We start from the raw sequence: 23,202 nt of genomic DNA, 5'->3' as shown, positions 1-23,202 counted from the left end.
CTCGTTCCCAGTTCCATGGAGTCGAAAACCACACACCCTTTATATGGTCTTCTCGGCCGACGGTTCAATTGTAAGGTGAACTACGATGGCTGAACCCGCACAAATCGAGATGATGGGGAACCGCATGAACTTCGACTACTCAGAGGGCGTCACGGGCTACGTCCTCGTCCTCGTCCGTCTGCTGACGGGCTACTGGTTCCTCCACGCTGGCTGGACCAAGCTCGTCGGTCCCGAGGCGTTCGACGCTTCGGGCTGGATGATTCACGGAGCCGAGGGCGCGCCGATTCACGGCTTCCTCGTGTGGGCCGCCAACACGCCGTGGATGCTGGAGCTCACGAACTTCATGATTCCCGCCGGTGAGTTCCTCATCGGCCTTGGAATCATGGTCGGTCTCCTGACCCGCCTGGCCGCCTTCTTCGGTGGCTTCCTGATGGTGTTCTTCTACCTCGGGAACGCCGACTGGGCGCACGGCTACGTCAACGGCGACCTCTTCGGCCTCCTGATGTTCGTCATCGTCGGCACCCTCGCCGCGGGACGAATCTACGGCCTCGACGCCATCGTCGAGAAGATGGAGTTCGTCCGCCAGCGCCCCATCCTGAAGTACATCCTCGGCTGAACCGGGGACGTTATCTCCTCGGCTTCGCGGCCGGGGTACTCGCGGGGGCAGCCGTGACGAAGCGATTTTTTACTGCGTTTTACCGTGACTGGTGAGGCGGTGGCTCTGAGAAACTAAACGAGTGCTCCGAGTCGCGACACTACACCCGAAAATCGGCGTCCGGGTCGACCACGCGGTCGACTTCGGGCGGGACTTCCCAGTCGGTCGTGAGTTCGAGGAGTTGCACGAGCATCCGACCGGTCGCACCCCAGACGGTGTAGCCGTCGACGTGGAAGAAGTGGAGTCGAATCTCACCGTACTGTGGGTGGTCGCGGAGTTCGGATTCGTAGTTCGTGCGGTCGGTCAGGTCGTCGACCGAGAGGACGGCGATTTCCGCGACCTCGCGGTCGTCTGGCTCGTACTCTCGGTCGGGAATTGTGGCGACGAACGGCGAGACCGCGTAGTCCGTCACCGTGAGGATGTCGTCGAGGCGGCCGTAAAACGCGGGTTCGTCCGCCCGAAGTCCGATTTCTTCGTTGGCCTCGCGGAGTGCGGTCGCTCTGAGGTCTACATCGCTGGGCTCGCGCCCACCGCCGGGGAAGCTCATCTGCCCGGGATGTTCGCCGAGGTGGTCGGCTCGCTTCGTGAACAGCACGTGCGGCCGGTCGTCACGCATCACGACCGGTGCGATGACCGCTGCGTGCCGCCCCGCCTCGACAGTCTCCGGGTCGTGTTGGGCGACTCTCGCGAGGTCCATCGTCACGACAGAGAAAGCGGCGGTGCGACTTAGGCCTGCCCCTCTTCTGCCAATGCTGCGTCCAGACGCTCGCGAATCGAGGCGACGTCGGTGTCTGCCCACGCTTCGAGGTCGTAGGTGATATCGAGCAGTCGAGCGGCCTCGTCGGTGTCTCCCGACGAGACGGCTTTCGCCGCCGCAGTTCGAAGTCGGCCTTCGACCTGCTCGACCAGTTCGTCGCGCGGGACCGTCCGCGTCGGATAGTCGAGGATGTGCGGGAGGTCCTCTGCTCGCGGCGGGAGCGTCGGGAAGGCCACCGGGCCGACCGTCAGCAACTCGGCATCCGCTTCGTCCGACTCGTATGGAACGAGGTAGTACGCGTCCACAGCGTCCGAAATCGCACCAGAGAGTGCATCGGTGTCGGTCTCGTGTCCCTGTTTGAAGGCCAGTTCGTCCAGGGCGTCTTCGAGTTCCTCGCGAGTGAGTGCGCCGAAGAGGTCGACGACGCCTGCCAACTCGTCGTAGGTCTCCTCACTCATCTGTCTCCCCGAACCGTGTTGGGTCGCCGCCCGTGTGGTGTTCGAGTGTCGCCCGTGTGGTGCCCGTGGGTCGTCATTAGCCCGGAGGTCACACGCAGCGAATAAAAGTGCGATGGGCGTCGGAGTCGGTCCTCAACTCACCGCTGTGGGGTCAGGCGCCACCGTTCGGAATCCGTCCAGCGCGCTGTAGAACGAGGAGTCCCGCGACGATGACGCCAAGCCCGACCGCGAAGCCGACGAACACCTGGTCGAACGTGTACGCGACATCGGTCAGGTACCCGACCGCACCCGCGCCGGTGGCCTGGAAAATCATCATCCCGAACGAATACACCGAGTAGGCGCTGCCGCGACTCTCGTCCGGGAGCGTGTCGAGCAGGTAGGCGTCGAGTGCCGGAAAGAGGCTGTGAATAACGTACCCGAGGATGGCCGTGACGACGAGTAGCGGAACGAGTCCCTGTGTCTGTGTGAGGACGAGGACCGACACGACGAACGCGACGAGGACGCCGAGGATGTACGGGACACGCGGGAGTTTGTCGGCGAGACGACCGGAGAGGAAGAACGCCGGGACGCCCGCGCCGAAGACGACAGTGAGCATGTTCCGCGCCGTCGCCTGCGGCAGTCCCTTCGAGGTCATGTACAACTCGTAGAAGTTGAACACGCCCTGCCAGACGAACCCGGTCGCGCCGAGGATGACGACGCCGGTGAGGATGACGCGCCACTCCTTGCGGACGGCACCGAGCAGGTCGCGGTCGTCGGCCCCGGCGTCCGGCAACTCGGTCGAGCGAGCCGTCAGATAGAGCGCGACAGTGACCACGGCGGCCGCGAGGCCGACACAGACGAACACGAGTTGCCACGACGCCGAGATGAAGGGAACGTCGAGGTCGGCACCGACCGCGAGGACGAGGGTGACGAAGGGGGCGACGCCGACGGCCGCGAGCTGGCTCGCAGTGCCGTGGATGCCCATCGCGCGACCGACGCGCTCCGGGTAGAGTTCGCTCACGAGCGGGTTCGCAGCGACGAAGTACGCACCGGAGGCCAATCCCATCGACGCAGCACCGACCATCAGCATCTCGATAGACCGGGCGCTGGCGGTGAGCGCGGAGGCGAGAACCAGAACGATACCGGTTCCGAGGACGACGCGGTGGCGGGGAATTCGGGTGAGAAGCCACCCCGTTGGAACGCGGAGGCTGGCGCTGCCGAGCCAGACGAGCGTCGCCACGAAGCCGACGGTGGCCCGGTTCACGTCGAAAAAGAGGATGAACTCGCCGAGAAGCGGCGCGAAGACGACGCGGGCGAGGTTGACGAGCAGCACCATCCCACACAGCGTACCAAAGAGACGGCCACGGGACACGCTCGGAGACGCGCACCGCGTGATGACAATCCTTTCGAACGGGGATTCGGTTGCCGGGTCGGCGGCGGCTTTTTATGTTCGTTGGACAAACCAGCCGGTATGAAGACAACGCGGAAAGGGCTTCGTGACGGGGAGCTGAAAAAGGATACCTACGGGCGATTGACCTGCTCCGAGTGCGGGGAGTCGCTGAAGAAGAAGAACGACCCCGACGAAGTGTTCTCACTCCGAATGTGCCCGAACTGCGGAAGCGAGTGGAAAGAACTCCGATAGCAGTATCGCAGCGCCCGAACCGACGCTCACTCGAAGACGGCGTCGAACGACCGCGCCCCAAGCGGGTCGAACGTCCCGGCGGCGACGTTCTCCGCGACGTGCTCGGGCGACGCCGCGCCAACTAACGCCGCGGTCACGCCGGGCGCGCTCCGCGAGAAGTTGAGTGCCCGTTGCGCAAGCGTCTCACCCGTCAGCAACTCGTTTACCGATTCTGGAATCTCTCGTGAGAGGTCTCCCTGTGCGAGACTCGCGCTCGTGAACACGTCGAGGTCGTGTTCGTGGGCGTACCACAGCGCGCTCGTCTGTTCTCCGTCGTCGGTTTCGTGGGCGTCCACGGTGAACGCGTCCGCCATCACGACGTTGAACGGGAGTTGAACCGCGTCGAGGCTGGATTCGTCGTTGCCGACGGTTTCAGCCGCCTGTTCGGCCCGCCGAACCACTTCCGGAAGCGAGAGATACGAGTCGTGGCCCTCGGGGACGCGGAACGCCTCCCACGTGGCGACGCCGTACCGACCGATGTCGTCGGCCGCGACGCGCCGTTCGAGCACTTCGAAGGCAGATTCGATGCGGTCGTAGACAGTGTCTCTGTCTGCGACTGCGAGTTGCGTCTCCGGGTTGTGGAGATAGTACAGGTCGATGTGGTCGAGGCCGGTCAGGTCGAGCGAGCGGTCGACCATCTCGTCGATGAACGTCGGGGCGATGGTGTGGCTGCCGTGGGCGAGTTCGTCGGCAGCGGCTAATCCGGCGTCGAGCACCGTCTCTCGGACGTACTGGGCGGGATTCTCCGGGCGAGTGCGGTCGAACGGGACGAACCCGGCTTTCGAGGCCACGACGATAGCGTCGCGGTCGATATCGGCCTCACGAACCGCCTCGCCGACGACGCGCTCGGAGCGCCCGTGGCGGTAGTTCGACGCGGTGTCGAGGAGGTTGATTCCGCTTTCCAGCGCGAGGACGAGCGACTCGCGGTACTGCTCGTCGACCTCGTCGGTCGGGTCACCGAGGTACGTCCCGATGCCGATACTGGAGACGACGCCCGGCCCGAAGCGTCGGAAGAACGTGCGGCCGAAACTGTCGCCGAAGCGGTCGCGGTACGCCCACGTGCCCCGTCCTGTAGCCATAGGCGGGCGTTGGAACGCGGACGGTTAAGGCTCACCGGTCGCTGTCGGGGAGTCACGACAGCGGACAGGGTGTGCCTCAAATATCGCCAGAAAGCGCCTCGAACACCCGCTCGACCAGTTCGTCTCGCGGGACGTGGTTTCCGTTGCCGCCATCTGTGACCGCGTCCGGGCGGAGAATCTGGCCGCCGCCCATGCGGGCGTGGCCGCCGGCGCTCGCACCGCGATAGTCTTCGAGTGCGGCTTCGAGCGTTCGACCCATGTGGACCCTGTCGTCGCGGGAGCGACCGGAGAGATAGACGTTGTTGTCGCGCTCGCCGCAGATGACCGCGGCGGTGACGCCTTCGAGTTGGATGAGTTCGTCGGCCGCCTGCGGAATGGCATCGACGTTCGAGATGGTTCCGATGTCGGCGACGGCGAACGGACCGCGGACGTCGCGTCCAGCGATTGCGCGGGCCTTCGCTTCGAGCACCTCGCGAGATACTTCGGGGTTGGCGATGCGGTCGAGGTGGTCTTCGTTGACGCCGGGGAAGAGATAGCCCGCCGCGTCGAAGTCGGGGGCAGAACACCCGGCAGTGAGTTGTTTCGTGTCGGTGAGAATCCCGTACACGAGCCCCGTCGCAACCTCCGAGGGCACGGTGTACGACGAGTTGACCTCGCTTGCGTGCATGTCCGGCGGGACGGGTTTCGCGCCCACGTCGCGGAAGTACTCCGCGATGATGCTCGAACAGGCCCCGTAGTCGGTTCGAACGTCAGTGAACGCCTCGCCCGTCCCGTCTCCGGGGTGGTGGTCGACGACGGCGTAGGGGAGAATTCCTTCCGCGCCCGCGAATCCGCGAGGGGTGTTGTGGTCCACGAGGATGACCGCTTCCGCAGCGAGGTCGCTCACGTGGTCGATAGAGTCCAAGTCGAGGTCGAGAACGGTCCGAAACGCGCGATTTTCCTGATGTCGAATCTGCCCGGCGAATTGAATCGTCGGTGTTGTCCCGACCTGTTCGGCGAGACACGCGACGCCGATTGCAGCGGCCATCGCGTCCGGGTCCGGGTTCGGGTGCATGAGCACGGCGACTTCGTCGACGTCTGCGAGCGCCTCGGCGAAGCGCGCACCCATCGGGCGTTTGAATCGAATCGCCGCGTACGCCGCGAGCACGAAGGCAGCGAGACCGACGACGACAGCAGCGACTACCTCTGGATGGGTGTTGACGAACGACCCGACCGACTCGGCGATCTGTGCCGAGTCGACTTGTCCCACCGAACCAGCCATACCACACACGTCCAACCCCGGTGTCATCAATATTCCCCCTAATCCATCGTTTCCGTGTGACAAAAAAGCGGGGACCGAGCGCCGCTCGGTCGCAGACGTCTCAGGCGTGGTCGCCGCGGTAGGCGTCGATTGCGGCGCGGTATCCCTCCCGATACGTGGGGTACCTGAATTCGTAGCCGAGGTCGCGAAGGCGGTCGTTCGAACAGCGCTTGCTCGTCAGAATGCGCCTCCGAGCAGCCTCAGAGAGGTCGTCAGCCGCCAATCGCTCTTCTTTCGAGTACTTTTCCGGCCGTGGGACGCCGCACTCGTCGGCCAGCCAGTCGGCGAACTCGTGTTTCGAGACCGGCTCGTCGTCGACGACGAGGACGACCTCGTCGCGGGCGCGGTCCTCTTCGAGGAGGAATCGAACCGAGCCTGCCGCGTCGTCTCGGTGGACCATGTTGAGATAGCCCGCAGTGACAGGCCCGGACAGATATCGTTCCAGCCGGTATCGGTCGGGACCGTACAAGCCTGCAAACCGGGCGACCGTCCCGTCGATTCCCTTCTCTGCGGCGTATTCGCGGGCGACACGTTCGGCTTCGGCGAGGACCTGCGTCTTGTCTGTCGTCGGTTCGAGTGGCGTCTCCTCGTCGACGAAGTCGCCGCCGTGGTCGCCGTAGACGCCCGTACTGGACGTGTAGACGAGTCTGTTGGGCGCATCGTCGCTGGCGGCGAAGTGGTCGATAGCGGTTCGAAGTCCATCGACGTAGACGGTGCGGGCTGCCTCGGCTCCGCGACCGCCCGAACTGGCGGCGAAGACGACGTGGTCCACGTCGGGCACCGCCGACAGCGATTCGGCGTCCGTCACGTCGGCGCGGACAGCTTCGGCCCCGGTCTCGGAGACGGCGTCGAGTCCCTCGTCGGAGCGCCTGACGCCCCAGACCTCGTGGCCGTCGGCGACGAGGTCACGTGCGAGTTCGAGGCCGACGTATCCGCACCCGAGGATGGCGACTCTCATCGCTCGTTACGGACGGCGATAGCGTGGTGGATGGCAGCCAGTTCGTTCAGCGTGACGGACGTTCGGCCCTCGATTGCCTGTTGAACCTCCTGTCCGCTGAGGTCGAGGTCGACCGCGGACGCGAGGCTGTCTACGTCGAGAATACCCGTCGTCATCCCCATGAGAAGGTGGTCTCGGAACTCCCAGACGATGGCGTCGGCGTCCGGGTTCTCGTCGGTCAGCGCGAGGATTTCGGCTGCCTGTTCGAGCGTCAGTTCCAACATCCCGTTGGAGAGTGCCTGTTCGGAGACGTCAGCCGCCGCTGCGGCCGCGTCAGCGCCAACCGTCTCGACCGCCGCGCGAAGTTCGTCTTCGTACGCGGCTCGAAGCTCGTCGGCCGAGACTGCACCGGGTTGCTCCACGGCGTCGTACAACATATGCCGGGTGTGAGGCGTGGGGCGGGAAAACGATTGTTACTCGCACAGCACCGCGGTGACAACGACGGCATCCGGCTATCAGGACTGCCGACAGTCCCCGACGGCGGTACAGCCGGGTCCGCCAGCCCAGCCAGCGGAACGTTCGTCGGCGTCGCCGTCGATGTCGCCGACGCCGATTCCCGACGGCGGGACTGCGACGACGATGGCCGTCTCGACAGTGAAGTTGACGCGCTCACCGCGTCCAACGTCTTCGCTGGTCCCGTCGCCGTCCCAGTCGAGTGCCACGGAAGACCCATCGCGGGCGTAGGTCAGCGACTCCGTGTCACCGCGAGCGTGGACACGGAACTGCGCGAACTCGCCCGCGAGTTCGACGTCCCACACGTTGACCGTCGCGTACCAGTAGCCCGGCACGGGTGCGACCGGGAATCCAGCGGGAACGCGCCGGAAGTTCTTGCCGAGCCGGGACGAGAGCGTCTTGTTCACCCGCTTCGACACTGCCTTTTCAGTTGCACTCATCGCGGCGTCTGTCGCAACGGTCGCGACTGCGTCTTCGCGAACCGACCGAGTCGTGTGGACAGTCCGGTTCGTGAGTCGCTGCGGGACCGTCGCTCCCGTCTGCTTGCGGGCGGTCCGGAATGCCTCGTCGAGACGGAGTTCGAGGAGGTCGGCCTCCGTGGTTCCCGCGCCCGCGGCTTCGACAGCAATCGCCCGTGACGCCGACCCGTTCGTGACGGCGAGCGCGCGGTTGCCCGGACGCTCCCAGCGACCGAGTGCGGTTCGAAGGACGCGCCGACGCTCGGCGTTCGAGAGGTCGGTGTGTTCGGCGAGCGTCGTTGCGGCCGCGGTCGTAGGGGGCCGCATCGCTCGGGTGACAGCCGCTTCGAGGTGGGTGTGGCGGGCTTCGAGGCGGTCCCGTCTAGCTTCGAGACTCTCGTTCGAGGCGTTCGACGCAGCGAGCGTCGCGTCCGCGGCGAGAAGTGTCCGCGCCGCGACTCGGAGTGGGACCCGGCGGCTCGCACCGAACACGGGTTCGAGGACCGTGTCGGTCGCGTCGCCGTAGGGAAGCGTGAACAGGTTGGTGTTGCGGGCGACGAGCGGGTGGTAGGTCCCCGCCGAATCGACAGCCGGGAGCGACGAACCGGCGCGGCCGTCGAGCGAGAGATACATCGGGTCGGCGTCGGGGACGTACCGAACGCCGTCGGCCGACTGGGTCGCGTTTGCGGACCCGAGCGTGTCGCCTGCTGCTCGTTTCGCGGCGACGGCCGCAGAGAGTGACCCGACGTTCGAATCCTGCGACGCATCGTCTGCGGCACCGGTCGCGTCGGCGGTTCGGTTCGCGCGGCGGTCGAGTTCGGTGAGGACGCGGTCGAGGTAGGCCGCACGGACTGCGACGCGGGCGCGGTCGGCGACGCCGTCGTAGGTGGTCGGTGCGTCGAGAAGTTCGTCTCTGTCCGCTCGAATGTCGGCCGCGAGTTCGGCCGCAGGGTTGGATTCACCCGCCGCGAGCGACTGCGCCGAGACGGTCACGGTCCGGTTGCGGACGCGCTCGTGAAGGTCGAGCAGGTCTCCGCGAATCCACGTGTCGAGCTTCGATGGACGAGTTACGGCGACAGAATCCGGGGTGGGCGCGTCACCGGCAGCCACGTCGCGTGCGAGACCGTCGAAGCCGCCACTCGTCTCCAGCGTGTCGGCGGCGACATCCGCCACCGACTCGTAGTTCGGACCATTCAGTGCGCCCCCGCGGGAGAGTGCGGGAGAGATGTCGCGGTTCGGTCCGGGCACGCTTCGCGGGTCGACGACGACAGCGAGGTCGACGCGAGTTTCGGTGGTCGACCGCGCTTGCGACGAGAGCGTGTCGTTTCCGCGACGCCACGTTCGCGTCGTCGTCTCGGTCGTCGTGACCAGCCGGGAGGCGGAATCGACGACGACAGTTTCCACGTGCGTGTCCGGCGTCCGGGTCGGCAGTGACGTGACCGTCGTGTTCGACTCGGTCTCCGTGCCGACGAGTTCCCACCCGTCGCCCGGCCGAGTCATCTGGGTAGTCGTTTGCTCGACTGTTCGCTCCGCGACGACTGCGGCGTCCGCTCGGTAGGCATCGGTGACGACACCGTCGAACGATTCTACATGGTCGCCGTCCTCGCCACCGGATTCGTCGCCGTCGAGGAGCGCGACGAGCGCGTGGTCTGCGGCCGGTCCGACAGACGAGTTGATGGTGCGGTTCTCCGGGTCGGTCGGCGTCGGAGCGTCCGAGTTTTCAGACGGGTTCGGCGCGGGAAGCGCGTTGGCCAACTCGGGCGCAGCGGGGGAGCCGGTCAGTGTTAGGAGGTCGCGCGCGCCGGTCTTGACGGCCGCTCGGCCGAGTGCGCCAGTCGCGTCGCGGTCGGTCGCGCCGAAAGCCTGCTGCTCGGCGAGGAGGACGCCCGCGTTCGCTGCCAGCGCGGCGTGGTCGTTCGTGACGACGTTGTCGATTGGTGCGCCCGCGTACTGTCCCCAGCCACGGGTCCACGCGGAGGCCCAGAGCGCGGTCGTGACCGTCGCGTCCATGGTTCCACCGTCAGTGATGCCCGCGTCGAGACGATGTTCGAACCGTTCGGTTCGGTCGTGGAGCGCGAGTACCGGCGTCTGGACGCCGACGGTCGTCGTTATCGTGTCGTCGACCACGTGGCGACCGTCGCGCCACGCATCGACCGAGACGTTCTCGACAGTGACGACGAGCAGTGTCCCGTTTTCTCGTTCCTCGATTGCGACGCGGTCGAGCGCCGCCCGAAGCGCAGATTCGTTCGGCGTCGGCGGGAGCGACGCGGTCGCACACACGCCGCCACGTCGGACGGTCGTCGTGTGCAGGCGCTCGGACGCAGCGAGTGCGATTCGGAGTCGGAGATAATCGCGGAACGTGTCGTTCGCCGAGAGGACCCGACCGACGGTCGTGTTCGACCGTGTCGTGACCGGATTCGCGGCCGCCTCGCGCGCGGCGTCGTGAACCGCTGTGCGAACTGCGGTATTCGTCTCGGCAGTGACCGTCTCGACTGCCTCGTCGACGCGGCGGTCAGCAACCGGGTTGTGGGTCGAGAGCGCGCCGGAGAACGTCGCGCTGGCGACGAGCAAGAGGATACCGAGGAGCGCGAAGGGGACGCGTCCCCGGTTGTCGTCTGCGAGTCTCACAGCGACCACGTCCTGACGACGATGTCGACGTGGCCGACCGAGACAGCCCGTGCGGCCTCAGTCGGCGTCTCGTAGTTTGCCTGCATGTCGGCTGCGAGTTTGGATGCGAGCGCCGCTTCGAGGTCGGCGTTAGCGGCACGAGGCTCGACGCTCTCGACTTCCGGTTCGACAGACGCGTTCAGAAGCGTGCCCGCCCGCTCGTAGCGGTGAGCCATCATCGTCGAAACCGGCTCGTCGCCGTGAAGCGCCAGCCGAGCCTGTTCGGGCGGGAACAAGCCTGCAACCGTCCGTTTCGCGACGACTCGCGCCACAGCGTCGAATCCGTCGTCGCTCGCGGCGAGCGCGTCGTCACGTGCTGACGGGAAGCCACTCGGAACGCGAATCGAGGCCGAGTGAACCGTCGCGGCCGCGGAGGGACGAGGGCCGAGCGTGTCGGTCGCTCGAACCGGCGCACCGGGGTACGGTGCCCACCGAACGGCGACGTTGACACCGCGGACCGGGAGTTCCGAAGCGACGCGTTCGGCGACGCCCTGACGCATGTCGTCGCGGGTGTGAGTGAGTCGAACGCCATCGATAGCGACTGTCCCCAGGGTGCTTCGGGCGAGTAACCCGACGAGACTACCGTGTGCAGTGCGGTCGAGTTCGCGCGCATCGACGCCACCCGACTCCAGAAGCGACGGGTCCGCGGCTTCGACGCCGGGGTCGAGGTCGTAGTAGACCGTCGCCGTGCTGGTCGCCAGCGACGTTGCGATACCGTCTGCGTCGAGTGCGTTGTCAGCGCCCGTGAGGCTGCCTTCGTCTGCGGTGACGACGACGCCGACGCTCGCACTCACGAGGAGCAGACAGAGCGTCACGTCGAGGACGAGGTCGGTCACGCCCAGACCTCCACGCGAAGCGTCCCGAAGCCGACGTGGCCGGGTTCGGAGCGAACGCTCACCTGCGTGCTCGCCGTGTCGGTGGTGGTCCCTTCCGGAACTTCCGCGCCTGCGACGCGCCGCTCGTCTCCGACCGCCACGACGAGACGGCACGAGTATCCGGTCGGGCACGCGTCGAGGCCCGCCGAGAGACGAGAGACTTCGACGACGCCGGAATCGTCGGCGAGGGCCGACTCGACAGCAGTCAGCGTCGAGGGTGCGAGGTCGCGGTCGGCGGTCGGAAGCGACCGGTCGAGAACCGCCGCATAGCCCGAGACGGCCGCACACACGACGACGAGACCGACGAGCGCAGACGTCGGCGATAACTGGCCTCTACGCTGCGACGATAGTGACATCAACTCCCTCCCAAGTGACGTGACGGACGACGAGCGATTCAGGGGCAGGACGCCACGAGCGACCGGGTTCGTGGGTCGCAGTCGTGGAGTTACGGGTTGCGGTCGCAGTCGCGGGGCCGCGGATTGTGGTCGCAGCCTCGTGAGTTGCGGCCGAGACCTCGCGGGACTCGGCAGCAGCCTCCCGGAATACGGCTGGCGACTCGAAGACGTCGCTCGGGGCTGCGCCCGTGGCGACAGCACCGAGACGCGAATCCAACGTGGTGGGGACGACAGGGCCGAAGGCGAGTGTCGCGTGCGCGGCACCGCCGTCGTTCCGCAGGCCGATTCGCTGCGGGCCGAGCCGAATTTCGGCCGCTCCGAGTGGAATCTCGGCCGTCGCGTCGTACTCGGCGACTGCGACGTCGTCGATGGTCTCGGCGACCTCCTGCGCGTCCGGTGCCGGCGTCGTCGGGAGTCCTGCCACGACGCCGACGAGGAGCGTGGCACCCACCGAGAGCGCGACCAGCGTGTACATCGATTCGAACGGAACGTCCAACATAGCACGGGGTGGTCCCGTTCGAGTATATAAACCTCAGCACCGGGCAGGGTATCAGAGCAGCGTCCCTGCGGCGACGAACGCAGCGAGGAACGTCACGGTCGCCGAGAGGAGCGCGCGCCCGACGCGGGTCGCAACGAGGTGACGGTCCAGTCCGTTCGCCACGCCGACCGAGAGCGTCGTCAGAAGCACCGCAGAGAGGAGAACGTAGACGCCGACCGCCAGCCCGAGGTCGGCTGTTGCCAGCGGTGCAGTGACGGCAGTCTGGTCGAGCGTTCGCGCCGGAGCCATGCCATCGGCGAGGGCGACCGTCGCGCCAGCAACGAGCGGCCCGAAGACGGACGCCGTGTTCGACAGCGTCTCGGTCACGGTCGCGAGTTCGCGGCGAGCCTCGGCGTCCAGTCGGGCGAGTGCGTCGAGTTGGTCGGCCATCGAGACGATGGCGCGACCCGCAGGTCGGCCCTCGTGTGCGGCGAGTCCGAGGAGCGTCACGACGCTGGCGACACGCGGGCTCGGCAGCGATTCGAGAACGCCGTGGTCGCCGCAGAACGAGTCGACGACGCCAACCCGAAGTCGGCGCTGAACGCCGACAGCGTCGGAGAGCAGGTCCCCGGTCGCGCCGGGTGTCGTCTCTGCGGCGCGGGCGAGCGCCGATTCGACGGCTTCGCCCTCACCGACAGCCCTGCCGACGAGGTACATCGCGTCCGAGAGTCCGTCTTCGACCGCTCGAACCCGTTCGCGGAGTTTGACGACCGGGCGGGAGCCGACGACGAGCGCCGCACCCGACGCGAGTCCGACTGCCCCGAGTGGCGCGGCCCACGGCGCGACGAGCGCGTTGGCACCGACGAATCCGGCCCCACCGGCGACGAGACCGGCGACAGCAGCCAGCAGTCGGGTATCCTCGACCGCCGGGTTCGAGGCGTCGATAGAGAGCGGTGCAAACGCGACGGGACGGCGAACCAGTACCCACGCGACAGCAGCGAAGAGACACACCGGAAGGACGATATCGTAGAGCGCGACGACGTGAGCGACACCGACGCCGACGCCAGCGACGCGGGCCGCCGGGAGCGCCCCGACCAGCGCGAGCGGGAGCAAGACGCCGAACGCGTACACGGCGGTAATCGGTCCGCGAACCTCACCGACGAACGTGGCGAGTCGGTCACGCGTCTCGACGCGAACGACCTCGTGGGCTCGTTCGAGTGTTCGGTCTCGTTCGCCGGCAGGCACGTCCGCGGCAGTTTCGACGAGCGCGGTCGCTCGGTCGAGCGCGGGGAACCACGAGCGCCACGCGGCGGCGAACTCGCCGAGGCCGCTGGTCGGCGTTCCGCGGGCGCGTTCGACGTGCGTGTCCAGCGAGTTCGCCAAGGCGTCGTCGCCAGCGTTCGCGGCGAACACCGCCGCGCGCTCGACAGACGGTTCGAGTCGCATCCGAAGCACGAGTCGCCCGACGAGTTCCGGCGCGCGGCCGAGTGCCCGCGTTCGGTGGAGTCTGGCGAGCCAGACCGGAGCGGTGTGAATCGCGTGCGTCGCACCCATCGCTACGGCGAGGAAGACGAGTCCGATGGTCAGGGGCGGGACGCCGACGAGCGCCGCGAGCAGACCGCCGACGAGACCGGCCGGAACGCTCGCGCCGTATCCGGCATCAACGACGGTCTGGGCGTCGAGGTCGGCGGTGAGAAACGCCAGCGATTGGGTTAGCTCGTCGCCGGGGTCGACAGAGACCGGTGAGAGCCGTGCAAGTGCTGGCAGAGCGGTGTTGACCATCGTTCGCGTCGCCCCGTTCAGCATTGGGACACACCCCCTGCGCGGGCGTCGGCGAGGTCAGTTGGCGTCGTTCTGCCCGTCACGGCGAGCGATTCGAGTCGGCGTGCGCGCTCGTCGATTGCATCGAGCACGTCGGCGTACGACTCGCCCGGTCGCGCGAGCGACTCGATTGCGGCGCTGTTACCGCGCGAGACACACCCGGTCGGCGTGAGCGACGACCCATCGTGCGAGAACAGCGTCTCGAACGACGCGTCGCCGTCGGTCGGGCGCACCTCCTCGATGCGGGCGACGCGGTGGTCGTCGGCGCGTTCACAGGTGACGACGAGGTCGGTCGCGGCGAACGACGAAGCCGGGACGCCGAGGTCCGAAACGACCCGCTCGCGCACGTCGGCCGCTCCGTCGCCGTGAATCGTCCCGAGGACGGCGCTCGCGTTCGCGCCGACGCGCATCGCCTCGTAGAGCACTGACGCTTCCTCGCCGCGAACTTCGCCAACTGCGAGCGCACCGTCACCCAGTCTGAGCGCGGCGTGGAGGGCCTCTTGCGGCGTCGGTTCTGGCCCGCCAGTCGTGTCGGTTCGAAGCGTCTGTACGTCTCTATCTGCGGCGCGAAGTGCCGCCGCCGGAAGCTCGGGCGTGTCCTCGATGAGAACCGTCCGAACCGAGGCGGGCAGTTCCCAGACGAGCGAACCGAGGAAGGTCGTCTTCCCCGCTCCGCGTGCGCCGGCGACGAGGACCGACGCACCGCGCTCGACAGCAAGCGAGCAGAGGGCGGCGGCGTCGGCCGAGACGGTTCCGTTTTCCACCAGTGCGGGGAGCGTCAGCGGTGTCTCGTCGTGTCTGCGGAACGCGAACCCGAGCCCGTCACTTGCAGGCGCGGTCACGCCCGCGACGCGAACCGTCGCCCCGCCAGCTTCGACGACGGTGTCGAGCGTCGGGTCCGCACGGGAGAACGACGCGCCACTTACGCGACGGAGGCGCGACGCCAACGACTCGGCACCGCCGGGGACGAGTCGGACGTTCGTCGGCATCGACTCGCCATCGACGACGACGCGAATCGGGTTCTCGTCGGCCGGCGTCGAGACGTACACGTCCGACACCGCCGGGTCGGAAAACAGGTCGTCGAGGACGCCGTGGCCGTGGGTGTGCTTCGCCAGAATCGACGTGAGCACGTCGACCGGGTCGTCGGCGTCGGCGACGAGACGAACCGCACGTCCGGGCGCTCGCTCGCCGGCCTCGACGCGACCCTGTGCGAGCGCGTCGTGAGCGTCTGCGAGCGTCTGCGCCGAGTCGGCATCGAGCGTCGAGGCCAGCGGGTCGAGGTGGTAAACGGGGCCGTTCGGAGCCTCGTACCGGCGGGCGACCGCACCCGAGTCGAGTTCGCTGGTGGAGACGAGTCGCGCGTCTGCTGGCGGTTTCGGGTCGATACGCGAGCGGGCAATCGTCGGCCCGACTACAGCGCGGAGCGCGTCGTCGTAGTCGGCGGCGCGGGCCGCTCCCTCGGTGAGGCCGGTTTCGACGGCGGCGCGCTTGACCGGTCCCGCTCGGCCGGTTGCCTCGTGCGCGGCGGCGAGTGGGTCGCGGCGAGCGCGTTCGGCCAGTCGGTCGTCACGAAAGCCGACGCGTTCGGCGAATCGTCCGGCAGCGACGAGGAGCGCGGTCGAGGCGTCGTCGTACCGCCACTCTCGGCCGCCTTGGCGGACGACGACCGAATCGGCGTCGCGGTCCTCCAGCGCACCGATTGCCGTCGCCCGACACGACGGCGAGGTTGCGAGCGACCCGCCATACGGGCACGTGCTCGCATCGACGAGAAGCACCGCATCGTCGTCGTGCAGGTCGTCGGTCGGGGTCGAAAACGTCGGCGCACAGTCGCACGCCGGAGACGAGTCGGCGTCGTCCGAAGCGACGAGCGAATCTGGAAGGGAATCCGCGACGGGAGAATCGCCGAGGTAGTCAGACACCGTGCGCGAGAGAGACCGTCCTGCATCGGGCGACGAGGTGTCGTCGAGTCCGAGTGCGGCGGCGAGGTCGAGAGGCATACACCGGGGTGGTCCCGTTCGGGTATTTGAACCTACGCCCGGAGAAGTGAGAGTGAAAACGGTCGAACAGTGGGGTTGTGAACGCCGATTCACGCCGGTTCGACCACGACGACCGAGCCGCGCGAATCGGACTGGAGCGTGAGGTCGAGCGTGTGCGTGCCGGGACCCAGCGAGAGTCGTTCGCCGACCACGTGAACGCGTGGCCCGCCGACGCGACGAACGACAGTCGGACCGCCCGCTGTCGTCGCCGTGAGTTCGACACCGTCGCCGCCGCGAATCGTGAGTTGAGAGACGCGCGCCGACCGCCACGACCCAGAGGGAACGTCGAGAACGACACGTCTCCGAGCACCGTCGAGACCGACCGGTGGCGGGTCTTCGGTCGTCGCGAGCGAGGTGGCCGCCTGTGCGAGCGTGTCTGCCATCGACCCGACGCTGACGGCGGTCGCATCCGCTCTGGCGGCGTCGGCCGCTGGGAACGCGACGCCCGCAATCGCCACGGCGAGACAACACGCGATGACGACGCGAATCACAGCACGTCGCGGAGGCGAGCAGCCAGACCGCTGTTCGGGTCGTCTGAGCGGTCGCCAGCGGTGGAATCGACCGAGCCGTGTTCGACACTATCGGTTGGCTCGGGAGACGCCGTCGCCTGCGCTATCGACGATTGCTGGCGCGCGGCATCGGATTCGTCGACGAGGGCGGCCTCCAGCGACTCGGCTTTAGCGAGTGCCGCGTCCGCCCGGCGCTCGACCGACTCGTTGACCGCGCGAACGCCGCCGAGGTACCCGCGGATGGCCTGCGTCGCAGCGTCGATGTCGTCCATGCGCTCGGTGAGCGTCTCGACGGTCGATTCGAGGTCCGAGACGCGTTCTTCGACCGCAGCGAGGTCTTCGAGGTCCGAGACGGGCGCGTCGGTCCCCGTCAGTGTCCGTTCGACGGCGTCGAGGCGAGCGACGAGTTCGGCTGTTCGGTCGGCGGCCGCGGCATCTGACGTTGCTCGGGTGTTCTCCTCGGTGGTCGTGTGACCGGTGGTGCGTGTCATACGCCGGGGTGGTCCCGTCATATGGGATAAACCTGCGTCTCGGTTGGGTGTCGCCACGGAGCTACAGACAGGTGCGGTCGCTCGCTTTCGAGAGGGTGCAGTCGTCCACCCCCAAACGCGGCAGCCACCCGCTTCCGAGCGGGCCCCGACTCGCGTGGGGAACGTTGAAGAGCGACCCCAGAGTGGTGTTGGATATGAAGACAGTCCTGATTGGTCTCGGCCAAGCGGGTGGGAAGCTCACGGCGGCCCTCCAGTCGTTCGACGAGCGAATGGGATTCGGTGCTGTCCTCGGTGCAGTCGGGGTTAACACCGCAAAGGCAGACCTCACGCAACTACCGTTCGAGACGGTCCTCATCGGACAGGACCGTGTCAACGGCCACGGCGTCGGCGGCGACAACGAACTCGGTGCCGAAGTCATGCAAGCGGACAAGACGGAAGTACTCTCGGCGCTCGACGGTCGTGTCACGGCCGAAGCCGAGTCGATATTCATCGTCGCCGGACTCGGTGGGGGGTCCGGTTCCGGTGGTGCGCCCGTCCTCGCGAAGGAACTCCAGCGAATCTACGACATCCCGGTCTACGTCCTCGGCATCCTTCCCGGCGAGGACGAAGGCGCGATGTATCAGGTGAACGCCGGTCGGTCGCTCAAGACCGTCGCTCGTGAGTCTGACGCCGTGCTCCTCGTCGACAACGACGCCTTCCGGTCGTCTGGCGAGTCGATGAGCGAAGGGTTCGACGCGATAAACGAGGCTATCGCCCGTCGCGTCGGCCTCCTGCTCGCCTCCGGCGAGGCGACCGAGGGCGTCGGCGAGAGCGTCGTCGACTCGTCCGAGGTTATCAACACCCTCCGTGCCGGGGGTATCGCGGCACTCGGCTATGCGAGCGCCGAAGCGGCACCGAAGGCAGAAGAGAACATCAACGCCGTGATGAGCATCGTCCGCCGTGCTGTCCTGACGGGGACGAGCCTCCCGGACGCGAGCGACGCGGACTCCGCGCTCGTCGTCGTCGCCGGAAAGCCCGATTCGATTCCGCGAAAAGGTGTCGAGCGCGCCCGACGGTGGGTCGAGGAAGAGACCGGAAGTCTGCAGGTCCGCGGCGGCGACTTCCCGCTTCAGAGTGACCGACTCGCGGCACTCGTCCTCATGGGCGGTGTCGAGCGCTCCGAGCGCGTCGAGTCGTTCATGGAGCGCGCTCGCGAGGCCATCGACGAGGCGGAAAACGAGACGCGCGAGGACCCGAGTGAGATGTGGCAGAACGACAAGATAGACGACCTTATCTGAGCGGCGCGCTCGCGCTGGTCGGTAGCTGAGTCGTGAAAGAAAGACCGGTTTTCGACGATACCGCGTTCGACTGAGAGACGATTCGCTCGCGTTACTGGTGGACGAGACTCGCGCCGTCGAGTTCGGTGCGCGCGTAGTCGATTTCCATCAGGTCGAGGATAGTCGGTGCGATGTCGTAGAGGTCGGCGTCTTCGATTTCGGCGTCGGGGTTGTCGATGAGCAGCGTCGCGTTGTCGAAGCTGTGCATCCCGTTTCGCGGGCCGATACCGAAGACTTCGTCGTGGCCCTTGAACCCGGACTTGAGGTCGAAGCCGTGGTTCGGGATGACGACGAGGTCGGGTGCGATATCGTCGTGGTCGCCGCGGAAGGCCTCTTCTTTGACGACGACGCGGTCTGCGACTTTCTTGCCGTCCGGGCCTTCGAGGGCTTCGAGTTCGGCTTTCAGTTCGTCGCGGACGTCCTCGTACTCGTCCTGCGGGACGGAACCGCGGGGTTCGCGGTCTTCGAGGTTGATGAAGAAGCGACCGGGGATGAGCGAGTACGCGCGGGACTCTTCGGCGATGTCCGAGAGCGCCTCGTGGTCGTCGTCCTCGTAGGAGAGCCACCCGTTCTCTTCGAGCCACGTGTTGCAGTGGACCTCGTAGTCGAGCGACGTGAAGCCGTGGTCGGACGCGACGACGAGCGTCACGTCCTCGGGAAGGAGGTCGCGAATCTTGCCGAGGTAGTCGTCGACCTTCCGGTAGAACTCCATGAAGGCGTCTTTGTTCTCGCCGTCGCGCTCGTAGTCCTTGAAGAGGAAGTGGTTGAGACGGTCGGTCGTCATGAAGACGCCGAAAAAGAGGTCCCAGTCGTCTTTTTCGAGGTAGTGTGTGAACGCCTCGTAGCGCTTGTCGAGCGTCTCGTGGGCGTCCTCGACGAAGTCGGACTTGTCGTCTTTGTGTCCGAGTTTGGCGTTGACGTCGATTTTATAGCCGATGTCCTGAAGCGTGTCTCGGAGTTCGTCGGGGAACGCCGCCTTGTCGACGCCCGGCGAGAGGAAGCCAGAGACCATGCGCTGGACGTTTCGCTGCGGCGGGAACGTCACAGGGACGTTCATCACGGTCGCGTCGCGGCCAGCGTCGGTGACGCGGTCCCAGACACGCGTGGCCTGGACGTCGCGACCCATCGGGACGTACGTGTCGTACGACCGAACTTCGCGGTCCTGGAAGCCGTAGACGCCGGTCTCTCCGGGGTTGACACCGGTCGTGAGTGCCGGCCAACACGCGCTGGATTCAGGAGGGACGATGCTGTCGATGGCACCGGCAGCGCCTTCGTCGGCCAGTGCCGCGACGTTGGGGAACTCTTCAGGGTGGTCAGAGAGGAGACTAAAGGGCACCCCGTCGATGCCGATGAAAGCGACACGCGGATGGTCCTTACCGCGGAGTCGGTCGAACAAACCCATACCTCACGATATCCAAGATAAGCATAAGAAGGTTCGTCTCTGCACGCGCGTTTGCGGCGATATACGACGGACTCCGTCTGCTGACCGAGACTGCGGCGAGTTTCGCCGGGCGAAGAGAAACATGCCGAGAAACCGCCGGGCGAAGAGAGCCCATCCGAAACGACTGCTCGTCTGTGCTACTCTGGCGTCCGAGGGCTCCCCGGCATCGACAGCGGCCGTTCCTGTGCGAGTGAGGTCCGACCGCTCACGCGGAGTTCGCTCGTGGCGACGAACGCCAGCCCCCACGCGACGAGTGCGACAGCCCAGACGGCATCGATGCTCGACGCTTGCGCCGGGAACGTCAGCGAGAGCGCGCCGAAGTAGACTGCGAGGCCCGCAGAGAACCACGCGACGATACGGTGGCCGGGTGCGCCCGCAGCGCCGACGAGCCCCGTCAAGAGGAGTACGATGGACATGACCGCCATCTCCATGTAGTGGCCCATCATGGCGTGGCTATCGCCGGTACTCTGAAGCCCGAACTGGTTCACTGCGAAGGCCAAGACGGGAACCGATGCGACGGCGACGAGGCCGAGCAGTGCCGGACTGTATTCGTCACCGACCGAGAGAACGTCGCGTCCCGCCGGGTGGAACAGCGTCATCAGACCGGTCAGCACGAAGAACGGCACAACCTCTTCGACCGGGCCGTTTCCGATAATCGTCCCGGCGAGGACGAGCGTCGTCACGGCGAACGCGATTTGCATCAGTGCCACACGCTTCAGCGGGCGGTACAGTTGCGCCGCGACGCCGAGGATAATCATCCAGACGGTCGATGCGATGACCATGAGGTGCAGGCGGTGTATCCCGAGTTCTTCGCCGCCCGCACCCCAGCCGAGTATCGAGTACGACAGCAGTTCAGTGACGAACGCCGCCGCCATCCCGAGCGTCACGAGCGCGAGCAGATAGAACGTATAGAGGCGCGCCCGAGCGAACGTCGTCGGCGTTTCACCGTTCGATGTCTCTTCTCCGTTAATAGTTTCGCCAGACATGATTCGTGTTGATAATACAACGAACTGCCGCATAACCATTTTTCAGCAATTACAGACAGTCTGGCAAACAGTTGAACAGTGAGTGTTCGGCCGACTCTGCGAAGACGGCGGCGGCGAAGGAGCGAAGTGTCACGCACGGCAAGGTCAGGTCGTGAAGGAGTTCGAGCGCAAGCAACTGTTAGAGCGCGTCAATCGGGAGGGCGCGACGGTGGGCGTACAGATTCCCGAGACTATCGAGATACAGGGTGAGATGATTGACCTGCGAGAGTTCGTCTTCGAAATCAAGCGTCGAGACACCATCCCTGCAGGTGAACGCGAGCGCGTCGACCAAGCAAAGCGAAACCTCCGGCGGGAGCGACTGGAACGCCTCCAACCTATCGAGGACAACGAGGTGAGCTACGAGGAGGGCCGACAACTCGCCAACGACATCGTCGGTATCGACCGGGCGCTGAACGCACTCGAACAGCTTCGCCCGGTGGACCTCACGCAGGAAGAAAAACTCCAGAACGCGGCCGACCAGAAGCGCTGGATGAACTTCCTCAAGAAAGCGCTGGGTCGCGGAGGCGGTGCAAGCAAGCGAGGCGGTCGATGAGCCGAAACGACGAGATTGCGACGCTCCTCGAAGAGTTCGCGGACCTCCTCGACGCGAAGGGCGTCGAGTACAAGCCGTCGAGTTACCGCCGCGCAGCGGAGAACGTCCGCGAGCATCCGAACCCCATCGAAGACCTCGCCGACGAAGGCGAAGACGCGGTCCAAACAATCGACCGCGTCGGCGACGCCATCTCCTCGAAGATAGTCGAGTACTTCGAAACCGGACACATCGAGGAGTTAGACGCCCTCCGAGACGAGTTGCCCGTCGATATGGCCGGGCTGACGAGCGTCGAGGGTGTCGGACCAAAGACGGTCGGCACGCTCTACGAGGCGCTCGGTGTCACCGACCTCGACGAGTTGGAGGCCGCCGCCCGCGACGGAGAGATTCAGGAGGTCAAAGGCTTCGGTGCGAAGACCGAGCAGAACATCCTCGACGGCATCGACTTCGCCCGCGAATCGACCGGCCGTGAACTGCTCGGAAAGGCGCGCCCCGTCGCCGACGACCTGCTGGCCTCCCTCAGCGAGAACGACGCCGTCGAGCGGGCCGAACCCGCCGGGTCGATGCGCCGCTGGCGCGAGACGGTCGGCGACATCGACATCCTCGTCGCGAGCGACGACCCCCAATCGGTCATCGACTCCTTCGTCGATTTCGAACTCGCAGGCGACACCATCGAAGCGGGCGAGCAGAAGGCGAGCATCCGGGTGAACGCGATGCGGGTGGACCTCCGCGTCGTCGACCCCCACGAGTACGGCGCAGCCCTCCAGTATTTCACCGGGAGCAAGGACCACAACGTCCACCTCCGCAACATCGCCATCGACCGCGGCCTCAAGATGAACGAGTACGGGATGTTCGACATCACAGCAGTCTCCGACACCGACGACGGTCCCCGCGTCGGCGAACGAGTCGCGGGAGACACCGAGGAGTCGATGTACGCCGCACTCGACTTACCACTCGTTCCGCCCGAGATGCGCGAAGACACGGGCGAGATAGAGGCCGCGACCGACGGAGCACTCCCGAGCCTCCTCGAAGAAGGTGATATTCGCGGCGACCTCCACACCCACACCGAGTGGTCCGACGGCGACACCACCATCGCCGAGATGGTCGCCGCGGCCGACGAACGCGGCTACGAGTACCACGTCGTCTCCGACCACGCGACCGGTCCCGGCATGGTCGGCGGCGTCGGCGTCGAAGACGACGAACTGCTCGAACAGGCCGAGGAAGTCCGCGCTGTTTCCGAAGACGCCGACATCGCAGTCTTCCACGGTGTCGAAGCGAACATCGACGCCGAGGGCGGTATCTCCGTCGCAGACGACGTGCTCGACCAACTGGACGTGGTGGTCGCCTCGCCCCACAGCGCGCTCGACCAAGACCGCGAGACGGCAACCGAACGCCTCGTGCGTGCGATGGAACACCCCGCGGTCGATATCCTCGGCCACCCGACCGGACGCCTCATCAACCAACGTCCGGGGCTTCCGCTCGATTACGAACGAATCGCCGAGGCGGCCGTCGAAAACGACGTTGCACTCGAACTCAACGCGAGTCCGTACCGACTCGACCTGAACGGCGAAGCGCTCAAAATCGCTGTCGAGGCGGGCGCGACAATCGCCATCAACACCGACGCGCACCGACCCGCCGAACTCGACCACGTCCGGTACGGGGTTCACACCGCCCGACGCGGGTGGGTCGAAACTGCGGATGTGCTGAACGCCCGCCCGGTCGAAGAGTTCCGGGACTTCGTGCAGTGACCGAGGACCGCGACACCACCGACACCGACGCCA

General features: G+C 66.4%; 22 protein-coding genes. 5 read left to right on the top strand and 17 right to left on the bottom strand.

All coding sequences use genetic code 11. The features are described 5' to 3' along the window. The first annotated feature begins 85 nt into the window (after positions 1-85). Positions 86-616, top strand: a complete 531-nt coding sequence (locus KU306_RS08390) for a DoxX family protein (RefSeq protein WP_007545167.1) — start codon at positions 86-88, stop codon at positions 614-616. A 139-nt stretch (positions 617-755) separates the two neighbouring features. Here KU306_RS08390 and KU306_RS08385 read toward each other — a convergent pair whose 3' ends face one another. The 3 genes from KU306_RS08385 to KU306_RS08375 form a co-directional block, all read right to left on the bottom strand. Beyond that, a complete protein-coding gene (locus KU306_RS08385) occupies positions 756-1,352 on the bottom strand; it encodes an NUDIX hydrolase (protein WP_007545165.1) in 597 nt (198 codons plus the stop codon). 29 nt (positions 1,353-1,381) lie between these two features. Next, complete coding sequence (locus KU306_RS08380) at positions 1,382-1,870, bottom strand: DUF7109 family protein (RefSeq protein ID WP_258301678.1); 489 nt, start codon at positions 1,868-1,870, stop codon at positions 1,382-1,384. A gap of 151 nt (positions 1,871-2,021) precedes the next feature. Then, positions 2,022-3,185 (bottom strand): MFS transporter, encoded by a 1,164-nt coding sequence (locus tag KU306_RS08375; RefSeq protein WP_258303387.1) that lies wholly within the window; start codon positions 3,183-3,185, stop codon positions 2,022-2,024. Between the two features lie 135 nt (positions 3,186-3,320). On the opposite strand from KU306_RS08375, the gene KU306_RS08370 reads away from it, so the two are divergent. After that, the gene (locus tag KU306_RS08370) at positions 3,321-3,491 is read left to right on the top strand and encodes an HVO_0758 family zinc finger protein (RefSeq protein WP_007545159.1); all 171 of its coding nucleotides are present in this window, start codon (positions 3,321-3,323) and stop codon (positions 3,489-3,491) included. Positions 3,492-3,517: 26 nt separating this feature from the next. Here KU306_RS08370 and KU306_RS08365 read toward each other — a convergent pair whose 3' ends face one another. The 12 genes from KU306_RS08365 to KU306_RS08310 all read right to left on the bottom strand — a co-directional run bounded on the left by KU306_RS08365 (position 3,518) and on the right by KU306_RS08310 (position 17,089). Then, positions 3,518-4,609, bottom strand: a complete 1,092-nt coding sequence (locus KU306_RS08365) for an aldo/keto reductase (RefSeq protein WP_258301677.1) — start codon at positions 4,607-4,609, stop codon at positions 3,518-3,520. A gap of 76 nt (positions 4,610-4,685) precedes the next feature. Further along, entirely contained in the window at positions 4,686-5,870 is a 1,185-nt protein-coding gene (locus KU306_RS08360; RefSeq protein WP_258301676.1) for a DHH family phosphoesterase, read from the bottom strand. Positions 5,871-5,970: 100 nt separating this feature from the next. Beyond that, a complete protein-coding gene (locus tag KU306_RS08355; protein ID WP_258301675.1) occupies positions 5,971-6,867 on the bottom strand; it encodes an SDR family oxidoreductase in 897 nt (298 codons plus the stop codon). Then, positions 6,864-7,283: a DUF5791 family protein gene (locus KU306_RS08350; RefSeq protein WP_008323278.1), complete on the bottom strand. Its 420-nt coding sequence runs from the start codon at positions 7,281-7,283 to the stop codon at positions 6,864-6,866. The genes KU306_RS08355 and KU306_RS08350 overlap by 4 nt, the downstream gene beginning before the upstream one ends. Positions 7,284-7,361: 78 nt before the next feature. After that, positions 7,362-10,454: a DUF7286 family protein gene (locus KU306_RS08345; protein WP_258301674.1), complete on the bottom strand. Its 3,093-nt coding sequence runs from the start codon at positions 10,452-10,454 to the stop codon at positions 7,362-7,364. Next, entirely contained in the window at positions 10,442-11,320 is an 879-nt protein-coding gene (locus KU306_RS08340; RefSeq protein ID WP_258301673.1) for a DUF7284 family protein, read from the bottom strand. Before KU306_RS08340 ends, KU306_RS08345 begins: the two co-directional genes overlap by 13 nt. Beyond that, positions 11,317-11,715, bottom strand: coding sequence for a DUF7285 family protein (locus KU306_RS08335; protein WP_007545152.1), 399 nt, complete (start codon positions 11,713-11,715; stop codon positions 11,317-11,319). Before KU306_RS08335 ends, KU306_RS08340 begins: the two co-directional genes overlap by 4 nt. Further along, positions 11,693-12,253 (bottom strand): DUF7283 family protein, encoded by a 561-nt coding sequence (locus tag KU306_RS08330; RefSeq protein ID WP_258301672.1) that lies wholly within the window; start codon positions 12,251-12,253, stop codon positions 11,693-11,695. Before KU306_RS08330 ends, KU306_RS08335 begins: the two co-directional genes overlap by 23 nt. A gap of 51 nt (positions 12,254-12,304) precedes the next feature. After that, the gene (locus tag KU306_RS08325) at positions 12,305-14,038 is read right to left on the bottom strand and encodes a hypothetical protein (RefSeq protein WP_007545150.1); all 1,734 of its coding nucleotides are present in this window, start codon (positions 14,036-14,038) and stop codon (positions 12,305-12,307) included. Next, positions 14,032-16,050 (bottom strand): ATPase, T2SS/T4P/T4SS family, encoded by a 2,019-nt coding sequence (locus tag KU306_RS08320; RefSeq protein ID WP_258301671.1) that lies wholly within the window; start codon positions 16,048-16,050, stop codon positions 14,032-14,034. Before KU306_RS08320 ends, KU306_RS08325 begins: the two co-directional genes overlap by 7 nt. A gap of 89 nt (positions 16,051-16,139) precedes the next feature. Beyond that, positions 16,140-16,580 carry a DUF7311 family protein gene (locus KU306_RS08315; RefSeq protein WP_007545147.1) on the bottom strand — a complete coding sequence of 147 codons (441 nt, stop codon included), beginning with the start codon at positions 16,578-16,580 and terminating at the stop codon, positions 16,140-16,142. Further along, entirely contained in the window at positions 16,577-17,089 is a 513-nt protein-coding gene (locus KU306_RS08310; protein WP_258301670.1) for a DUF7310 family coiled-coil domain-containing protein, read from the bottom strand. Before KU306_RS08310 ends, KU306_RS08315 begins: the two co-directional genes overlap by 4 nt. A gap of 194 nt (positions 17,090-17,283) precedes the next feature. Between KU306_RS08310 and KU306_RS08305 the strand changes: the two genes are divergently transcribed. After that, positions 17,284-18,366, top strand: a complete 1,083-nt coding sequence (locus KU306_RS08305) for a tubulin/FtsZ family protein (RefSeq protein WP_007545144.1) — start codon at positions 17,284-17,286, stop codon at positions 18,364-18,366. Positions 18,367-18,457: 91 nt separating this feature from the next. Here KU306_RS08305 and KU306_RS08300 read toward each other — a convergent pair whose 3' ends face one another. Continuing rightward, entirely contained in the window at positions 18,458-19,807 is a 1,350-nt protein-coding gene (locus tag KU306_RS08300; RefSeq protein ID WP_007545142.1) for an alkaline phosphatase family protein, read from the bottom strand. A gap of 176 nt (positions 19,808-19,983) precedes the next feature. After that, complete coding sequence (locus KU306_RS08295; protein WP_258301669.1) at positions 19,984-20,832, bottom strand: hypothetical protein; 849 nt, start codon at positions 20,830-20,832, stop codon at positions 19,984-19,986. Positions 20,833-20,983: 151 nt separating this feature from the next. Between KU306_RS08295 and KU306_RS08290 the strand changes: the two genes are divergently transcribed. Next, positions 20,984-21,424 carry a DUF5788 family protein gene (locus KU306_RS08290; protein ID WP_258303386.1) on the top strand — a complete coding sequence of 147 codons (441 nt, stop codon included), beginning with the start codon at positions 20,984-20,986 and terminating at the stop codon, positions 21,422-21,424. After that, complete coding sequence (gene polX, locus KU306_RS08285; RefSeq protein ID WP_258301668.1) at positions 21,421-23,169, top strand: DNA polymerase/3'-5' exonuclease PolX; 1,749 nt, start codon at positions 21,421-21,423, stop codon at positions 23,167-23,169. Before KU306_RS08290 ends, polX begins: the two co-directional genes overlap by 4 nt. Positions 23,170-23,202 lie beyond the last annotated feature (33 nt).

Source organism: Haloferax larsenii, from assembly GCF_024730625.1.
Classification (GTDB): domain Archaea; phylum Halobacteriota; class Halobacteria; order Halobacteriales; family Haloferacaceae; genus Haloferax; species Haloferax larsenii.
The sequence above is the reverse complement of the archived record's forward strand: the minus strand, read 5'-3'. Positions and strand labels throughout refer to the sequence as shown.

What these genes read in the sequence shown, in the direction of transcription:
- KU306_RS08325 (WP_007545150.1), bottom strand. Translation starts at nt 14,038, where the DNA reads ATGCTGAACGGGGCGACGCGAACGATGGTCAACACCGCTCTGCCAGCA.
- KU306_RS08390 (WP_007545167.1), top strand. Translation starts at nt 86, where the DNA reads ATGGCTGAACCCGCACAAATCGAGATGATGGGGAACCGCATGAACTTC.
- polX (WP_258301668.1), top strand. Translation starts at nt 21,421, where the DNA reads ATGAGCCGAAACGACGAGATTGCGACGCTCCTCGAAGAGTTCGCGGAC.
- KU306_RS08365 (WP_258301677.1), bottom strand. Translation starts at nt 4,609, where the DNA reads ATGGCTACAGGACGGGGCACGTGGGCGTACCGCGACCGCTTCGGCGAC.
- KU306_RS08350 (WP_008323278.1), bottom strand. Translation starts at nt 7,283, where the DNA reads ATGTTGTACGACGCCGTGGAGCAACCCGGTGCAGTCTCGGCCGACGAG.
- KU306_RS08330 (WP_258301672.1), bottom strand. Translation starts at nt 12,253, where the DNA reads ATGTTGGACGTTCCGTTCGAATCGATGTACACGCTGGTCGCGCTCTCG.
- KU306_RS08355 (WP_258301675.1), bottom strand. Translation starts at nt 6,867, where the DNA reads ATGAGAGTCGCCATCCTCGGGTGCGGATACGTCGGCCTCGAACTCGCA.
- KU306_RS08385 (WP_007545165.1), bottom strand. Translation starts at nt 1,352, where the DNA reads ATGGACCTCGCGAGAGTCGCCCAACACGACCCGGAGACTGTCGAGGCG.
- KU306_RS08320 (WP_258301671.1), bottom strand. Translation starts at nt 16,050, where the DNA reads ATGCCTCTCGACCTCGCCGCCGCACTCGGACTCGACGACACCTCGTCG.
- KU306_RS08295 (WP_258301669.1), bottom strand. Translation starts at nt 20,832, where the DNA reads ATGTCTGGCGAAACTATTAACGGAGAAGAGACATCGAACGGTGAAACG.
- KU306_RS08300 (WP_007545142.1), bottom strand. Translation starts at nt 19,807, where the DNA reads ATGGGTTTGTTCGACCGACTCCGCGGTAAGGACCATCCGCGTGTCGCT.
- KU306_RS08380 (WP_258301678.1), bottom strand. Translation starts at nt 1,870, where the DNA reads ATGAGTGAGGAGACCTACGACGAGTTGGCAGGCGTCGTCGACCTCTTC.
- KU306_RS08360 (WP_258301676.1), bottom strand. Translation starts at nt 5,870, where the DNA reads ATGGCTGGTTCGGTGGGACAAGTCGACTCGGCACAGATCGCCGAGTCG.
- KU306_RS08305 (WP_007545144.1), top strand. Translation starts at nt 17,284, where the DNA reads ATGAAGACAGTCCTGATTGGTCTCGGCCAAGCGGGTGGGAAGCTCACG.
- KU306_RS08370 (WP_007545159.1), top strand. Translation starts at nt 3,321, where the DNA reads ATGAAGACAACGCGGAAAGGGCTTCGTGACGGGGAGCTGAAAAAGGAT.
- KU306_RS08335 (WP_007545152.1), bottom strand. Translation starts at nt 11,715, where the DNA reads ATGTCACTATCGTCGCAGCGTAGAGGCCAGTTATCGCCGACGTCTGCG.
- KU306_RS08310 (WP_258301670.1), bottom strand. Translation starts at nt 17,089, where the DNA reads ATGACACGCACCACCGGTCACACGACCACCGAGGAGAACACCCGAGCA.
- KU306_RS08375 (WP_258303387.1), bottom strand. Translation starts at nt 3,185, where the DNA reads ATGGTGCTGCTCGTCAACCTCGCCCGCGTCGTCTTCGCGCCGCTTCTC.